General features: G+C 67.7%; 16 protein-coding genes. 11 read left to right on the top strand and 5 right to left on the bottom strand.

All coding sequences use genetic code 11. The annotated features are described in order from the left end of the window. Positions 1-94: 94 nt before the first annotated feature. Positions 95-934, bottom strand: a complete 840-nt coding sequence (locus G6N59_RS22125; RefSeq protein WP_138228987.1) for a type VII secretion target — start codon at positions 932-934, stop codon at positions 95-97. A gap of 71 nt (positions 935-1,005) precedes the next feature. Further along, positions 1,006-2,667, bottom strand: coding sequence for a tetratricopeptide repeat protein (locus G6N59_RS22130; protein ID WP_407665906.1), 1,662 nt, complete (start codon positions 2,665-2,667; stop codon positions 1,006-1,008). A 101-nt stretch (positions 2,668-2,768) separates the two neighbouring features. On the opposite strand from G6N59_RS22130, the gene G6N59_RS22135 reads away from it, so the two are divergent. The 7 genes from G6N59_RS22135 to G6N59_RS22165 all read left to right on the top strand — a co-directional run bounded on the left by G6N59_RS22135 (position 2,769) and on the right by G6N59_RS22165 (position 8,436). Beyond that, positions 2,769-3,344: a cytokinin riboside 5'-monophosphate phosphoribohydrolase gene (locus G6N59_RS22135; protein ID WP_138228989.1), complete on the top strand. Its 576-nt coding sequence runs from the start codon at positions 2,769-2,771 to the stop codon at positions 3,342-3,344. An 11-nt stretch (positions 3,345-3,355) separates the two neighbouring features. After that, positions 3,356-5,137: a long-chain-acyl-CoA synthetase FadD6 gene (gene fadD6, locus G6N59_RS22140; RefSeq protein WP_138228990.1), complete on the top strand. Its 1,782-nt coding sequence runs from the start codon at positions 3,356-3,358 to the stop codon at positions 5,135-5,137. Positions 5,138-5,192: 55 nt separating this feature from the next. Beyond that, positions 5,193-6,179: a dihydropteroate synthase gene (folP, locus tag G6N59_RS22145; RefSeq protein WP_407665777.1), complete on the top strand. Its 987-nt coding sequence runs from the start codon at positions 5,193-5,195 to the stop codon at positions 6,177-6,179. Between the two features lie 70 nt (positions 6,180-6,249). Continuing rightward, positions 6,250-7,191, top strand: a complete 942-nt coding sequence (locus tag G6N59_RS22150) for a glucosyl-3-phosphoglycerate synthase (protein WP_138228991.1) — start codon at positions 6,250-6,252, stop codon at positions 7,189-7,191. A 36-nt stretch (positions 7,192-7,227) separates the two neighbouring features. Beyond that, positions 7,228-7,533 (top strand): DivIVA domain-containing protein, encoded by a 306-nt coding sequence (locus G6N59_RS22155; protein WP_138228992.1) that lies wholly within the window; start codon positions 7,228-7,230, stop codon positions 7,531-7,533. Continuing rightward, positions 7,530-8,114: a DNA-3-methyladenine glycosylase I gene (locus tag G6N59_RS22160; RefSeq protein ID WP_138228993.1), complete on the top strand. Its 585-nt coding sequence runs from the start codon at positions 7,530-7,532 to the stop codon at positions 8,112-8,114. The genes G6N59_RS22155 and G6N59_RS22160 overlap by 4 nt, the downstream gene beginning before the upstream one ends. A gap of 154 nt (positions 8,115-8,268) precedes the next feature. Further along, complete coding sequence (locus G6N59_RS22165) at positions 8,269-8,436, top strand: DUF3117 domain-containing protein (RefSeq protein WP_005059648.1); 168 nt, start codon at positions 8,269-8,271, stop codon at positions 8,434-8,436. Between the two features lies 1 nt (position 8,437). Here G6N59_RS22165 and glgA read toward each other — a convergent pair whose 3' ends face one another. Further along, positions 8,438-9,607, bottom strand: coding sequence for a glycogen synthase (gene glgA, locus G6N59_RS22170; protein WP_138228994.1), 1,170 nt, complete (start codon positions 9,605-9,607; stop codon positions 8,438-8,440). A 75-nt stretch (positions 9,608-9,682) separates the two neighbouring features. On the opposite strand from glgA, the gene glgC reads away from it, so the two are divergent. Continuing rightward, positions 9,683-10,897, top strand: a complete 1,215-nt coding sequence (gene glgC, locus G6N59_RS22175; protein ID WP_138228995.1) for a glucose-1-phosphate adenylyltransferase — start codon at positions 9,683-9,685, stop codon at positions 10,895-10,897. Positions 10,898-11,062: 165 nt separating this feature from the next. On the opposite strand, the gene G6N59_RS22180 is transcribed toward glgC, so the two are convergent. Continuing rightward, positions 11,063-11,659: a TetR/AcrR family transcriptional regulator gene (locus G6N59_RS22180; protein WP_138228996.1), complete on the bottom strand. Its 597-nt coding sequence runs from the start codon at positions 11,657-11,659 to the stop codon at positions 11,063-11,065. Between the two features lie 100 nt (positions 11,660-11,759). On the opposite strand from G6N59_RS22180, the gene G6N59_RS22185 reads away from it, so the two are divergent. Genes G6N59_RS22185 through G6N59_RS22195 form a run of 3 tightly spaced genes read left to right on the top strand, consistent with a single transcriptional unit; the run spans position 11,760 to position 13,017 of the window. After that, positions 11,760-12,236, top strand: coding sequence for a DUF1772 domain-containing protein (locus G6N59_RS22185; RefSeq protein ID WP_138228997.1), 477 nt, complete (start codon positions 11,760-11,762; stop codon positions 12,234-12,236). Between the two features lie 57 nt (positions 12,237-12,293). Beyond that, positions 12,294-12,608, top strand: coding sequence for an NIPSNAP family protein (locus G6N59_RS22190; RefSeq protein ID WP_138229018.1), 315 nt, complete (start codon positions 12,294-12,296; stop codon positions 12,606-12,608). Between the two features lie 22 nt (positions 12,609-12,630). Next, a complete protein-coding gene (locus G6N59_RS22195) occupies positions 12,631-13,017 on the top strand; it encodes a DUF4267 domain-containing protein (protein ID WP_138228998.1) in 387 nt (128 codons plus the stop codon). Between the two features lie 260 nt (positions 13,018-13,277). Here G6N59_RS22195 and G6N59_RS22205 read toward each other — a convergent pair whose 3' ends face one another. Continuing rightward, on the bottom strand, positions 13,278-13,952 hold the full coding sequence (locus G6N59_RS22205) for a methyltransferase family protein (RefSeq protein WP_138228999.1): 675 nt from the start codon (positions 13,950-13,952) through the stop codon (positions 13,278-13,280).

A 13,952-nucleotide genomic window follows, 5' to 3' on the forward strand; every position in this document is an offset into this window, starting at 1 on the left:
CAGGCTGCGCACCACCGCGTTGACTGTGCGCTGCTGCAGAACAACTTCGAGGCGGGACAGCGTGGCTTCACGGTAATCGGGCGGCCCGACGCTCCTAGATGTCCTGCGGCCGGGTCTGGGCCGGGCGCCGCGGCGGGGGAGTGGCGCCGCCCGCCGGCCCGGCTTCGTCCGCCTCGGAACCGCCAGGCTGTCGGTGCTCGACCGAGAGGATCCGATTGTCGTCCTCGCCCTTTTCGTGGCGCTCCGGATCCCGCTGGTCCTGACGGTCCCGATCCCGGTCATCGGAGTCCGACTTGTCATGTCCGCCAACGGAATCCATGCCGCCGGAGTCGCTCAGCCCACCGAGTCCCGAACCTGCCGCGTGTCCGGCCCCGACGCCGCCGTCGATCCCGCCCAGGCCGCTGGCTATCCCGCTGAGCACCCCGGTGAGGCCTTGCGCCAAATGTCCGGGAATCTGTCCCAATGTCTGCGCCACCCCCTGCGCGATCTGTCCGGCTTGCTGGCCCACCTGCCCGAGCGTCTGCGCCACGTCGCCACCGCCGGCGGCCGGGCTGCCCGGAACCGCCGCGCCGAGACCACCCGGCGTGCCGGCACTGACACCGCCGCCGCCCCCGGGCATGCCCTCGGCCGCCGAGGACAGACCGCGCGCGCCCTGCTCGTCACCCGCCCGGTAGGCCTCGGCGGCGCGATGCAACTGCTCGGACATCTGCTGGCCCGCCGCACCCGTCGACTGCAGGATGTTGTCCCGCCGCGCCATGACCCCGCCCAGCGCCGAATTCATCCCGAAGGCGATCAGCCCGTGCGTCTTCGCTGGGCCGGCCGACTCCCCGAGACCACCGCTGTTCTGGAGCTGACCGAGCCCCGCTGCGACCGCGTCGTGCACGCGGGCCATGCCCAGTACACCCTCGGTATTGACGTGTAGCCGATCGCCCATGACCTGACCCCTCGATGTCCTGTTGCGGTCAATCCTATGGCGGTGTCGACAACCGACCCTGCGGCAAATGGTCAGGCGCGATCGGCGGCGACCTCCGCCGCCACCCCTCGGGCCTGCCTGCCGAAGGCGCAGTCGAGGCCGACGCGGTCGAAACAGTCGGCGGCCCGGACGTCGCCCAGGAGCGCGGCGTCGTGCAGGGCACGTAGCGCCACGGCCGACTGGCCGCCCCGCTCAGCGGCGCGGAATGCCTCGCGGGCGGCGGCGATGGCGCCGTTCCGGTCCCGCCGAGCCGCGTTGGTCCAGGCGCGGGCCAGCGCCAGTTCGGGCGCGAACAACATCGACTTCAGCCCGTGCCGGGCCTCGGCGCGGGAAAGAGCCCGGCCCGCCTCGGCGGTCGCACCGCGCTGCCCGAGCGCCTGCGCCAACAACATCCAGGCCAGCGGGCCCCACGAATATCCGGTGGGCGCCAGCACTTTTGCGGCGTCCTGCAGCAACGCGATCGCCGAGTCGAGCTCACCGCGCGCGATCAGCACGTCGGCCAGTAGCACTTCGCCGATGGCTCGCCCAGGTTGTTGAGACTGGGTGAAGTCGATGAGCTCCTGAGCCAGCTGCTGAGCTTTGTCCGGCTCGCCGGCCAACAGCAGCGCCGTGGTCTGCCCAAAACCACTGGTGAACCGCAGCAGACCCGGTTGCCCAGCGGCGAGGGCGCGTTCGGCGAAGGCGTCCACCTCGGTCAGCCGGCCCGTGCGAGCGCAGCTCAGCGCCGCCGCCGATGCCGCCCAGCCGACGGCCGTATCGCTCGGGTCCGCACTGGCCAACACCGAGCCGGCCAGCTGCATGGCCTTCGCGAGGTTGCCCGCATTCATCGCGAACGTCGCGGACAGGGCGTCCAGCGTGATCTGCGCGGCTGACGTCTGCACCCGGCCCCGGACGGTGCGCAGGAAGGCGGTCGCGCGTTCGGGCTCGGACAGCATCCAGAACTGGTTGGCCGCGCGGGGCAGTGCCCACGTCATCAATTCCGGCTCGGACAGCGCCGCCGCGTCGACCTCGGCCAGCACAGCATGGGCATCCAGACCGCGGCCCTGCCAGGCCAGCGCGTAGCTCAGTGTCACCCGCGTGGCCAGACCGCCGGCCGGCAGCGCTGCCCGGCCCAGCCGCTCCGCCAACTCCAGATCGCCCAGGCGCAGGGCATCGTCGGCGGCGGCAGCCAACTCGGCCTCGGACTGTTCGTCGGCGGCATCGAGTGCCCGCACCGCGCGCCGCAACCGGGCGACGACGCCGTCGCCGTCCAGCGGCGGCAGCGCGGGCTCCGGGACTGTGGGAGCCACCGCGCCATCGGGCCCCTCGGCTGCCACCGCAACCACCAGTCGGTCCCGCACCAGGCCTGAAATGCCTTCGGGGAGAGAATGATTGGCTTCGGCGGTCACGATCACCCGCGCCGCGCCGGACACCGCGAGCTGGTACACCAACGACGCGGAGAGCCGGTCCAGCAGATGCCCGTCGTCGACAACCAGTAGCAGTCCCGTCCCGAGCGCTTCCCGCGCCGCTTGCAGGACCTGCACCGTCCGCCCGGTCTCGGGCACCGTGAACAGCCGCTCGAACGCGGCGAACGGAACTGCGGAGTCGGCCGCCGTGCCGGTGATCCACGCGGCTCGTTCGAACCCCGGCGCCAGCTCGTCGTACGCGGCCCGCGCGGCGGTGGTCTTGCCGGACCGCCGGGCACCGGTCAGCAGCGCACCGGACCGGGTTTCGACGCCCGCTTTCAGCTGGCTGAGCACCACCGTTCGATCCTATGGCCGCGCGACGGACAGCATCGCTCGATTAGCGTTGTGCTGTGCTGGCCGACAACATCTCCGAAAACGCCTACGCCGTCTGTGTCTACTGCGCTGCCGGTCCCCGTCATCCTGAATTGCTGACCCTCGCGGGCGACGTCGGCCGGGCCATCGCAGCAAGAGGCTGGACCCTGGTGTCCGGCGGCGGCAACGTTTCGGCCATGGGTGCCGTCGCCGACGGTGCGCGGGCGAACGGGGGCCGCACCGTCGGGGTCATCCCGAAGAAACTGGTGCACCGCGAACTTGCCGACGTGAACGCGAGCGAACTGATCGTCACCGACACCATGCGTGAGCGGAAGCAGATCATGGAGGACCGGTCCGACGCGTTCATCGCGCTGCCCGGCGGTATCGGCACCCTGGAGGAGTTCTTCGAGGCCTGGACCGCCGGCTACCTCAATATGCACGACAAGCCTCTGGTCATGCTCGACCCGTACGGCCACTACGACGGCCTGCTGACCTGGCTGCACACCCTGGTCGACACCGGATACGTGCAGCAGGCCGCGCTGGACCGGCTGGTGGTCGCGACAGACGTCGACGAAGCCGTAGCTGCTTGTGCACCGGGTCACACCGCTCATTAGGCTCACCACGCATGAGTGACGAGACATCACGCACCGGCGTCGGCCTGCTCGACATTGCCAAGCAGCTGCCCGGTTTCCTGTCGGACGCCCCGGTGATCCTTCGGGGCCTGATCACCGGCTTCGGCGCCAGCCCGACGGCGAAGACGTCCATCGGCAAGGTGTTCCAGGAGCGCGCCGAGGCGAACAGGGACAAGGTCTTCATCAAGTTCGACGACCACCGCATCACCTACGGCCAGGCCAACGCGACGGTGAACCGCTACGCGTCGGTGCTCGCGGCGAAGGGCGTCGGCCCGGGTTCCGTGGTCGGCATCATGCTGCGCAACTCGCCGGATGCCGTGCTGCTGATGCTGGCAACGGTGAAGTGCGGCGCGATCGCCGGAATGATCAACTACAACCAGCGCGGCAATGTCCTGGCGCACAGCCTGGGCCTGCTGGGCGCCAAGGTCCTGGTCGCCGAGTCGGACTTCATCGAGCCGGTTACGGAATGCGGCGCCGATCCGGAGCTGACCAAGGGCCTCATCTCGGTCGCGGAACTACGTGAGCTCGCCATCGGCCAGTCGACCGCCAACCCGGTGGGCACCAGCCAGATCCTGGCCAAGGAGAAGGCGTTCTACATCTTCACCTCGGGCACCACGGGCATGCCCAAGGCCAGCGTCATGACGCACTACCGCTGGCTGCGCGCCCTCGGCGGTTTCGGCGGCCTGGGGCTGCGCCTGAACACCAGCGACACCCTGTACTGCTGCCTGCCCCTGTACCACAACAACGCCCTGACGGTCGCGACGTCATCGGCCCTCAACTCCGGCGCCGCGCTGGCCCTGGGCAAGTCGTTCTCCGCCTCGCGCTTCTGGGACGAGGTCATCCGGTACGAAGCGACCGCGTTCATCTACATCGGCGAGATCTGCGGCTACCTGCTGAACCAGCCGCAAAAGCCGACGGACCAGGCGCACAAGGTCCGCGTCATCGCCGGCAACGGGCTGCGACCCGCGATCTGGGACGAGTTCACCTCCCGCTTCGGCATCAAGCGGGTCTGCGAATTCTACGCCGCGAGCGAGGGCAACACCGGCTTCGTCAACGTGTTCAACATCGACAAGACCACCGGCATCTGCCCGTCGCCGGTCGTCTACGTCGAGTACGACCTGGAGACCGGCGAGCCGGCCCGCGGCCCCGACGGCCGGCTGCGCAAGGTCAAGCGTGGCGAACCGGGCCTGCTGCTCAGCAAGGTCAACAGCCTGCAACCGTTCGACGGCTACACCGACAAATCGGCCAGCGAGAAGAAGCTGGTACGCAACGCATTCAAGGACGGCGACGTCTGGTTCAACACCGGTGACCTGATGCGGTCGCAGGGCTTCGCCCACGCCGCGTTCGCCGACCGCCTCGGCGACACCTTCCGCTGGAAGGGCGAGAACGTCGCCACCACCGAGGTCGAGGCCGCGCTCGGCGCCGACGACCAGGTCGAGGAATGCACCGTCTACGGCGTCGAGGTGCCGGGCTGCGGCGGCCGCGCCGGCATGGCCTCGGTGCAGTTGCGTGACGGCGCCGAATTCGACGGCGCCGCACTGGCCAAGGCCGGGTTCGAGCATCTCCCCGCCTATGCGGTGCCGCTGTTCATCCGGATCGTGCCCGCGCTGGCGCACACCTCGACGTTCAAGAGTCAGAAGGTCGATCTGCGTAAGCAGGGCTATGGCGACGAGGTGACGGACCCGATCTACGTGCTGGCCGGGCGCGACGAGGGCTACGTGCCCTTCTACCCCGACTACCCGGCCGAGGTGAAGGACGGCAAGCGACCCAAGTAGCCGCCCTGGCTGCTGCTGATGGTGCGGGTGGGGCCCCTGATGCCGCTTGGCGGGCATGGTCGACGACGAATGCGCAGTCAGCGCGCCGTTTCGGCGGTCCGTCGCGCTGAGTGCACATTCGGCCCGCCCGAGACTTCCGGTTAGCCTGGGAGTCGTGCAGTTCTGTCCAAGGGGCCAGTTCCTGGGCCGCCAGGTGGCCGGCGATCGCGCGCTGATCATGGCGATCGTCAACCGCACCCCGGATTCCTTCTATGACCGGGGGGCGACGTTCAGTGATTACGCTGCCAAGGAGGCCGCCCACCAGAAGATCGCCGAGGGCGCTGACATCATCGACATCGGCGGCGTGAAGGCCGGGCCGGGCAGCACTGTCGAGGCCGACGAGGAGATCGCCCGCGTGGTGCCGTTCATCGAATGGCTCCGGGGCGAATATCCCGACCAACTGATCAGCGTCGACACCTGGCGCGCGACCGTGGCCAAGCAGGCCTGCGCCGCCGGAGCCGACCTGATCAACGACACCTGGGCCGGTGCCGATCCCGGGCTACCGGAGGTGGCCGCCGAATTCGGTGCGGGGCTGGTCTGCTCGCACACCGGCGGAGCGGTGCCGCGCACCCGGCCCTTCCGCGTCAACTACGGCGTCACCGAGCGGGGTGTGGTCGACGACGTCATCGCCGAGGTGACGTCAGCGGCGCAGCACGCCGTCGATGTCGGCGTCGCGAAGGACGCGATCCTGATCGATCCGACGCACGATTTCGGCAAGAACACTTATCACGGCCTTAGTTTGTTGCGCCACGTGAAAGATCTTGTAAATACCGGATGGCCAGTGCTGATGGCCCTCAGTAACAAGGATTTTGTGGGGGAGACTTTAGGTGTCGAACTGACCGAGCGCCTGGAGGGGACGCTGGCCGCGACGGCACTCGCCGCCGCTGACGGCGCCGCCATGTTCCGGGTGCACGAGGTGGGCCCGACCCGACGCGTGCTGGAAATGGTCGCGTCGATCCAGGGCGGTCGTCCACCGAGCCGAACAGTGAGGGGACTGGCATGACCCAGCCAGCGAGTGGCCGGAGGCAGATCGCGCATGACTCTGCCAGCGAGCAGCCGGAGGCGGATCGCGCGTGACGCTGAGTCCTGAATTGACCGCAGAGGGCATCGCCCGCCATGCGTGGCTGGCCGAACGGAGCTGGAGCCGTCCGACCTGGACCATCGCCGAGCTCGAGGCTGCCAAGGCTGGCCGGACCATCTCGGTGGTGCTGCCCGCGCTGAACGAGGAAGACACCGTCGCCGACGTCATCGACAGCATCAGCCCGCTGCTGGGTGGCCTGGTCGACGAGCTGGTGGTCCTCGACTCCGGTTCGACCGATGAGACCGAGCTGCGTGCCATCGAGGCCGGGGCGCGGGTCGTCAGCCGCGAACAAGCGCTGCCCGAGGTGCCGGTGCAGCCCGGCAAGGGCGAGGCGCTGTGGCGCTCGCTGGCGGCCACCACCGGCGACATCATCGTGTTCATCGACTCCGACCTGCTCGACCCCGATCCGATGTTCGTGCCCAAGCTGCTGGGCCCACTGCTGCTCGCCGACGGCGTGCACCTGGTCAAGGGCTTCTATCGGCGGCCGCTCAAGGTGGGCGGCGCGGAACACGCCAACGGCGGTGGCCGCGTCACCGAGCTCGTGGCACGCCCGCTACTGGCTTCGCTGCGACCCGAGCTCACGTGCCTGCTGCAGCCGCTGGGCGGCGAGTACGCCGGCACCCGGGAGCTGCTGACGTCGGTCGGCTTCGCGCCGGGCTACGGCGTCGAGATCGGCCTGCTGATCGATACCTACGACAAGCTGGGTCTCGATGCCATCGCGCAGGTCAACCTCGGTGTGCGCACGCATCGCAACCGGCCGCTGACAGAGCTGGCCGCGATGAGCCGTCAGGTGATCGCCACGCTGCTGTCGCGCTGCGGCATCAGCGATTCGGGCGTCGGACTGACCCAGTTCTTCGCCGACGGTGACGACTACACGCCGCGGACGTCGACGGTGTCGCTCATCGACCGACCCGCCATGAACACCCTGCGCTGATCCCACTTGTCAGGGTGATCCGGCAGGATCGTCGGTGTGACGCTGATTCTCATCTACCTCGTGGTGCTGATCCTGGTCGCGGTGGTGCTGTTCGCCTTGGGCACCGTGCTGTTCGGCCGCAGTGAGCAACTGCCGCCACTGGCCCGGGGCACCACAGCCACCGTGCTGCCCGCCTCCGGCGTCACGGGTGCTGACGTCGACGCCGTCAAGTTCACGCAGACCCTGCGCGGTTACAAGACCAGCGAGGTCGACTGGGTGCTGGACCGGCTGGCACAGGAGCTGGACTCGCTGCGCGGCGAGTTGACGACGTTGCGGGCGCAAACCGCGGACTCCGAGCAGTGACCGCACCCGATGGCAAGATCCGGTGCGGCTGGGTCATCATCGGCGAGTCCGCCGACGCCACGCAGTACCGCGACTACCACGACACCGAATGGGGCCGCCCGCTGCGCGGCACGCAGGCGCTGTTCGAGCGCGTGTCGCTGGAGGCGTTCCAGAGCGGCCTGTCCTGGCTGACCATCCTGCGCAAACGGGAGAACTTCCGGGCCGCGTTCCATGGGTTCGACGTCGCGAAGGTGGCCGGCTTCGGCGAGAAGGACATCGACCGGCTGCTGGCCGATCCCGGTATCGTCCGCAACCGCGCCAAGATCGAGGCGACCATCGCCAACGCCCGCGTGATCGACGGCGGTCTGGACCTCGACGAGCTGCTGTGGTCGTTCGCACCCCCATCGCGGCCTCGCCCGGCCGACCTGGCACAGGTGCCGGCGACCACGCCGGAATCCGTGGCCATGGCGAAGGAGCTGAAGCGCCTGGGATTTCGGTTCGTCGGCCCGACCACGGCGTATGCGTTGATGCAGGCCACCGGGATGGTCGACGACCACGTGGAGTCGTGTTGGGTACCCCCGCACACGCGATCAGAGCCCTGACGGGCGGGTCTTTCACACCCACGGGTAGCGATAGGGAACAATAGACATAGTTCAGTTGCAGTTCAGTGCCGTGAGCCGACCCGCGCCAGTGGGTTGTTCCGGCCTTGATCCGGGACCGTGGATGCGGTCCGGGCGCGTGCGGAGGGAGCACCCGATGGCGGCGATGAAGCCCCGGACCGGCGACGGTCCACTGGAAGCAACCAAAGAGGGGCGCGGCATCGTCATGCGGGTACCGCTGGAAGGTGGCGGTCGTCTGGTGGTCGAGCTGACCCCGGATGAGGCCGCAGCGCTGGGCGACGAACTGAAGAACGTCACCAGCTAGTTCAGTCGCAGACGCTCCGATAGATGTCGAGCGTCTGCTCGGCGACCTGCATCCAGGAGAATTCCTCGATGCACCGCCGACGGCCGGCCTCCCCGAAGGTGCGGGCCTGATCGGGGTCGCGGACCAACGTGTTGACGGCGACTGCGAGCCCCGTCTCAAACCTCACCGCATCGGCGGCGTCGTAGTGCACCAGTAGTCCGGTGTTGCCGTCGTCGACCACCTCGGGAATGCCGCCGACGTCTGACGCGACCACCGCGGTCCCGCAGGCCATGGCTTCGAGGTTGACGATGCCCAGCGGTTCGTAGACCGATGGACAGACGAAAACTGTTGCCGTCGCCAGTATTTCGCGGATCTTGTCGGTCGGCAACATCTCCTGGATCCAGTGCACCCCGGCGCGCGTCGCGCTGAGCTCCTTCACCGCGGCCGCCACTTCGGCGGCGATCTCCGGGGTGTCGGGTGCGCCGGCACACAGCACCAGCTGTACGTCCGGGTCGAAGCGGTGGGCTGCCGCGATCAGATGGCTGACGCCCTTCTGCCGCGTGATCCGGCCGACGAACGCCACGATCGGCCGGTCCGGATCGATTCCGAGGTCGAGGAGAGTCTGGCCCGCCTCCACCGGATACCAGTCGTCGGTGTCGATCCCGTTGCGGACCACGTGCACTCGGGCCGGGTCCAGCTGCGGATAGGTGGCCAGGACGTCGGCCCGCATGCCCGCGCTGACCGCGATGACGGCGTCGGCCGCTTCGATCGCCGTGCGCTCGACCCACGATGAGATGCGGTAGCCGCCGCCGAGCTGCTCGGCCTTCCACGGCCGTCTCGGTTCCAGCGAGTGCGCGGTCAGCACATGCGGGATGCCGTGCAGCAGTGCGGTGAGGTGCCCGGCCATCCCCGTGTACCAGGTGTGCGAGTGCACTACGGTCGGCACGGCGGCCGGTCCGGCGAAGGCGTTGTTGACCATCGCCAGGTCCGCCGACAGCGTCGTCAGGGCCGCATTGGCCCCGGCGAGTAACGGATCGGGCTGAGCCACGAAAGCATCTCTGCGGTGCACACCCATGCAGTGGACGTCGACATCGCACAGCTTCGTCAGCTGCGCGACGAGTTCGGTCACATGCACGCCCGCGCCGCCGTAGACCTCCGGCGGATACTCCCGAGTCATCATCGCCACCCGCATGTCGATGACGTTAACGCGTGACAGCTTCGCGCGTATGTCTGGCCGCTTCGGTTGGTGCCTACTAGGTTTGGTGCCATGAGGGAACAGCCGCAGGTGCTGGGAATCGTCTTGGCCGGCGGCGAGGGCAAACGGCTGTATCCGCTGACCGCGGATCGCGCCAAGCCGGCAGTCCCGTTCGGCGGTGCCTACCGGCTCATCGACTTCGTGCTCTCCAACCTCGTCAACGCCCGTTACCTGCGGATTTGCGTTCTGACGCAATACAAGTCGCATTCCCTGGACCGGCACATCTCGCAGAACTGGCGGCTCTCGGGTCTGGCCGGTGAGTACATCACCCCGGTTCCGGCGCAGCAGCGGCTGGGACCGCGGTGGTACACCGGCTCGGCCGACGCCATCTACCAGTCGATGAACCTCATCTACGACGAGGACCCGGACTACATCGTGGTTTTCGGCGCCGACCACGTGTACCGCATGGACCCCGAGCAGATGGTGCGGTTCCACATCGAGAGCGGCGCGGGCGCGACGGTCGCAGGCATCCGGGTGCCGCGGGCGGAGGCGTCGGCATTCGGCTGCATCGACGCCGACGATTCGGGCCGCATCCGCAGTTTTGTCGAAAAGCCGTTGGATCCGCCGGGCACTCCCGACGACCCGGAGCAGACGTTCGTCTCCATGGGCAACTACGTGTTCACCACCAAGGCACTCATCGACGCCATCCGCGTGGACGCCGAGAACCACGACTCCGATCACGACATGGGCGGCGACATCATTCCGCAGATGGTTGCCGACGGGATGGCCGCCGTCTACGACTTCAATGACAACGAGGTGCCCGGGGCCACCGAACGCGACCACGGCTACTGGCGCGATGTCGGAACGCTCGACGCGTTCTACGACGCCCACATGGACCTCGTGTCGGTGCACCCGGTGTTCAACCTCTACAACCGGCGCTGGCCCATCCTCGGCGAATCGGAGCACCTGGCTCCGGCCAAGTTCGTCAACGGCGGTTCGGCGCAGGAATCGGTGGTCGGCGCGGGCAGCATCATTTCGGCTGCGTCTGTGCGTAATTCGGTGCTGTCGTCCAACGTCGTGATCGACGACGGCGCCATCGTCGAGGGCAGCGTGATCATGCCGGGCGCGCGCGTGGGTCGGGGAGCGGTGGTCCGGCACGCGATCTTGGACAAGAACGTGGTGGTCGGCCCCGGCGAGATGGTCGGTGTGGACCTGGAGAAGGACCGCGAACGCTTCTCGGTCAGCGCCGGCGGCGTGGTCGCGGTCGGTAAGGGCGTCTGGGTCTAGCCGGGCGCTTCCTCAGCAGGCGTACCGCGAAGCGGGAGCGAGCCGGGGACGCCCGAGCCACGGAGCGTCTGCCGGGCGCTTGCGAGAGGCGGCCGAACGGCGTGGCCGGTCGCGCATGTGATCTCGGCGCGACCCATGATGTCGCCGAGGGTGCGCACGTCCCGATCAGAGCTGGTGTGTTGTTTCGCCCCTGTGGGTGAACGTGTCGACGAGCGCCTGGAGTCGGTTCGAGTCGTAGCCGGTGCGGAGTCGTTCGGTGCGACCGAGCGTGACCAGTCCGTGCAATGCGGCCCAGAACACTTCGGTGAGGGTGTCGGCATCCTGTTCGCCGGTGGCCATGCCGACCGACACTCTCAGTGCGGCGAAGGCCGCTGTCAGCTGGGGCGGGGTGCTGTGGGCAGCGAACTGCAGCGTGGTCGTGCGGGTGAACATCGCGTCATAGACCGCCGGGTTGTCGCGCGCGAACTCCAGGTAGGCGAGAGCGATGCGCATCAGGGGCTCACCGGTCGCGTCGGTGCCGGAGTGGGCGGCCTGGATCGCTTCGGCGAGTTCAGTGAATCCGTCGACCGCGATGGCGTCAGCGATCTGTTCCATGCCGGCGAAGTGCTTGTACAAGACCGGCTGGCTGTACTCGATCTCGGCGGACAACCGGCGGGTCGTGACGGCGTCCCAGCCTTCGGCCTCGGCCAGTTTTCGAGCCGTCGCGACGATCAATTGTCGGCGTGCGGCGCGTTCCCGCTCGCGTCTTTCCCCGATGGACATGGCCCGAGCCTATCAAAGCTAGAAAAAATAGCAACGCTATTGACCCGAGGTCGAGTGAGGGTTAGCGTTGCTAACACCTTCCAACGAAAGGGGTTGCAACATGACTCTCGATGACATCGCCCGCGGTGCCGCGGTGATCGCGGTGCTGGGCACCGCGGTGGTCTATGGCACCGACGTGTTCTGTGCCGTGGTGCTGCGACCGGCACTGGCGTCGGTCGGTGACGATGCCCTCGTCGCGCTGACGGGGCAGGTGCACCGATACGGCGACCGGCGCATGCCGGTGCCTGGGGTGCTCGGCCTGGCATCTGTGGCGGTGAGCACTGTGCTGGCTGTGGCCGCCGCGCACCGGGCGCAGGCCGTTGCCGCGGGTATCGCGCTGGTGCTGCTTCTGATCTGGCTCGTTCTCTACGTCCGGGTGAGCGCTCCCATCAATCGTCAACTGACCGCAGCGGCCGTAGCTGGCCGGTCGCTGCCGAACGGGCGTCCGCTGCAGGCGAAGTGGGACTCCGTCATCGATATCCGTGCGCTGCTGCAGGGTGTGGCGGTAGGTGCCCTCTGTGTGGCGCTGATGCTCTGACGTGCTCCGTCCACCCCTTTGCATCAGTTGAATCCCCTTGTGAGGAAGGTGATTCCAATGTTTCAGCTCAGGATCTATACCCTGCGATCACCGCAAGCGTTGACGCAGTACGCAACGGTGCATTGGGCGCGTCACGTACCCACTTTTGCTTCTTTCGGCGTCACGACGCTCGGTGTATGGACCGAACGCGGCAGGGCGAACCGACTGGTGGCGCTGATCGGCTATCCCGCCGGCGCGGACCCGGAGCGCCTCACGCGACACATCATGGCCAGTGCGGAATTCGCCGCCGACATGGCCGGCTTCGACGTCGACGACATCATCGACGTGCAGACCACATTGCTCGACGCGACAACGTTTTCAGCCATTCGCTAACCAAAAACAAGGAGTACTCCACATGACCATGACAGCCACCATCGGCTACGTACTTGCCGGACTACTTGCCGCAGCCATCATCTTCATCGGTGGTCGCTTTCTCGTCGCCCCGCGCATCGCAGCGGCGGGCTACGGCGTACCGGTGCATTCGGAGCTATCCGTAGTGGGCGCCTACTTGAGCGTCAAAGGTGTGCGCGATATCGCCACGGGGCTCTACGTGATCATCCTGATGATCGCGGGAGCAACCCACCTGATCGGGTGGGTGATGTTGGCCGCCACCATCATTCCGATTGGCGACGCCGCCATTGTGCTGCGGCACGGCGGTGCCAAGTCGGTCGCCTGGGGCGTGCATGGCGGTACTGCTGCCGTCATGCTCGTCACGACCGCGCTTCTGCTCACGTCGGGATAGCGCCGTCGCTGAATTCGCGAGAGTGACGGCCGTCATGATCTGGCCCGGGAATCGCTTCGATGCCGGACTGGGCGCAGCCGGTGTATCTGCTTCGATATCGAAGCAGATAGCCGAGGAGGACATCATGAAGGCAGTGCGGTACCAGGAGGCCCCACGACCGGTGCCGGGCCAGGGGCAGGTGCTGGTGAACGTCGCGGCCACCTCGTGCAACCCGGTGGATGTCGGTAGCTATCGGGGCTGAATCGCGCAGTGCTGCGTGGTCACCACACGTAGGGCAGCAAGCGGTAGCGCACCTTGCGGGTGTAGTCGATGTATCCGGGCAGCTCGGTGCACAGCATCGTCTCCTCGTCGAAGATGCGGATCATGAGCGCCGGGGCACTCGCAATCACGGGCACCAGTCCCCAATAGGAGCCGAGCGCGAGCGGGGTTGCGAACATCATGATGAGCGCGCAGATGTACATGGGGTGCCGCACGATGCCGTACAGCCCGGTCGAGATCACGGGCTGTCCGGCTTCGACGGAGATGCTCGCGCCCGCGAAGTTGTTCTGGATCACCACCCACTGCGCCGCCACCAGCGATACACCCACGACGACGTCGCCCAGCACCACCACCGCCGTCGGCACACTGGACCAGCCGAACCGCCAGTCCAGGGCGCTGACCACCCCGGTCGCGATGACCGACGTCAGGACCGCCCACATGACGAGCTTCTGTACGGGTCGGGTCTCGGCCTTCGGGCCGCCGTGCATCCGCCGCGCCAGCGCCTCAGGATGCTTGGCCGCCAGGTACATGCTCGGACCCATGGTGGCGATCATGAACACCGCGATGAACACCCAGGCCTGCCAGTAGTGGATGGTGCCGGCCGGTACGCACAGCAACAGGGCGAAGAAAATGATGCCCAGGACGGCCGACGCGAGCGCCTGCATGGCGAGTTTCAT

Origin of the sequence: Mycolicibacterium aubagnense (assembly GCF_010730955.1) — a bacterium.
GTDB classification, from domain to species: domain Bacteria; phylum Actinomycetota; class Actinomycetes; order Mycobacteriales; family Mycobacteriaceae; genus Mycobacterium; species Mycobacterium aubagnense.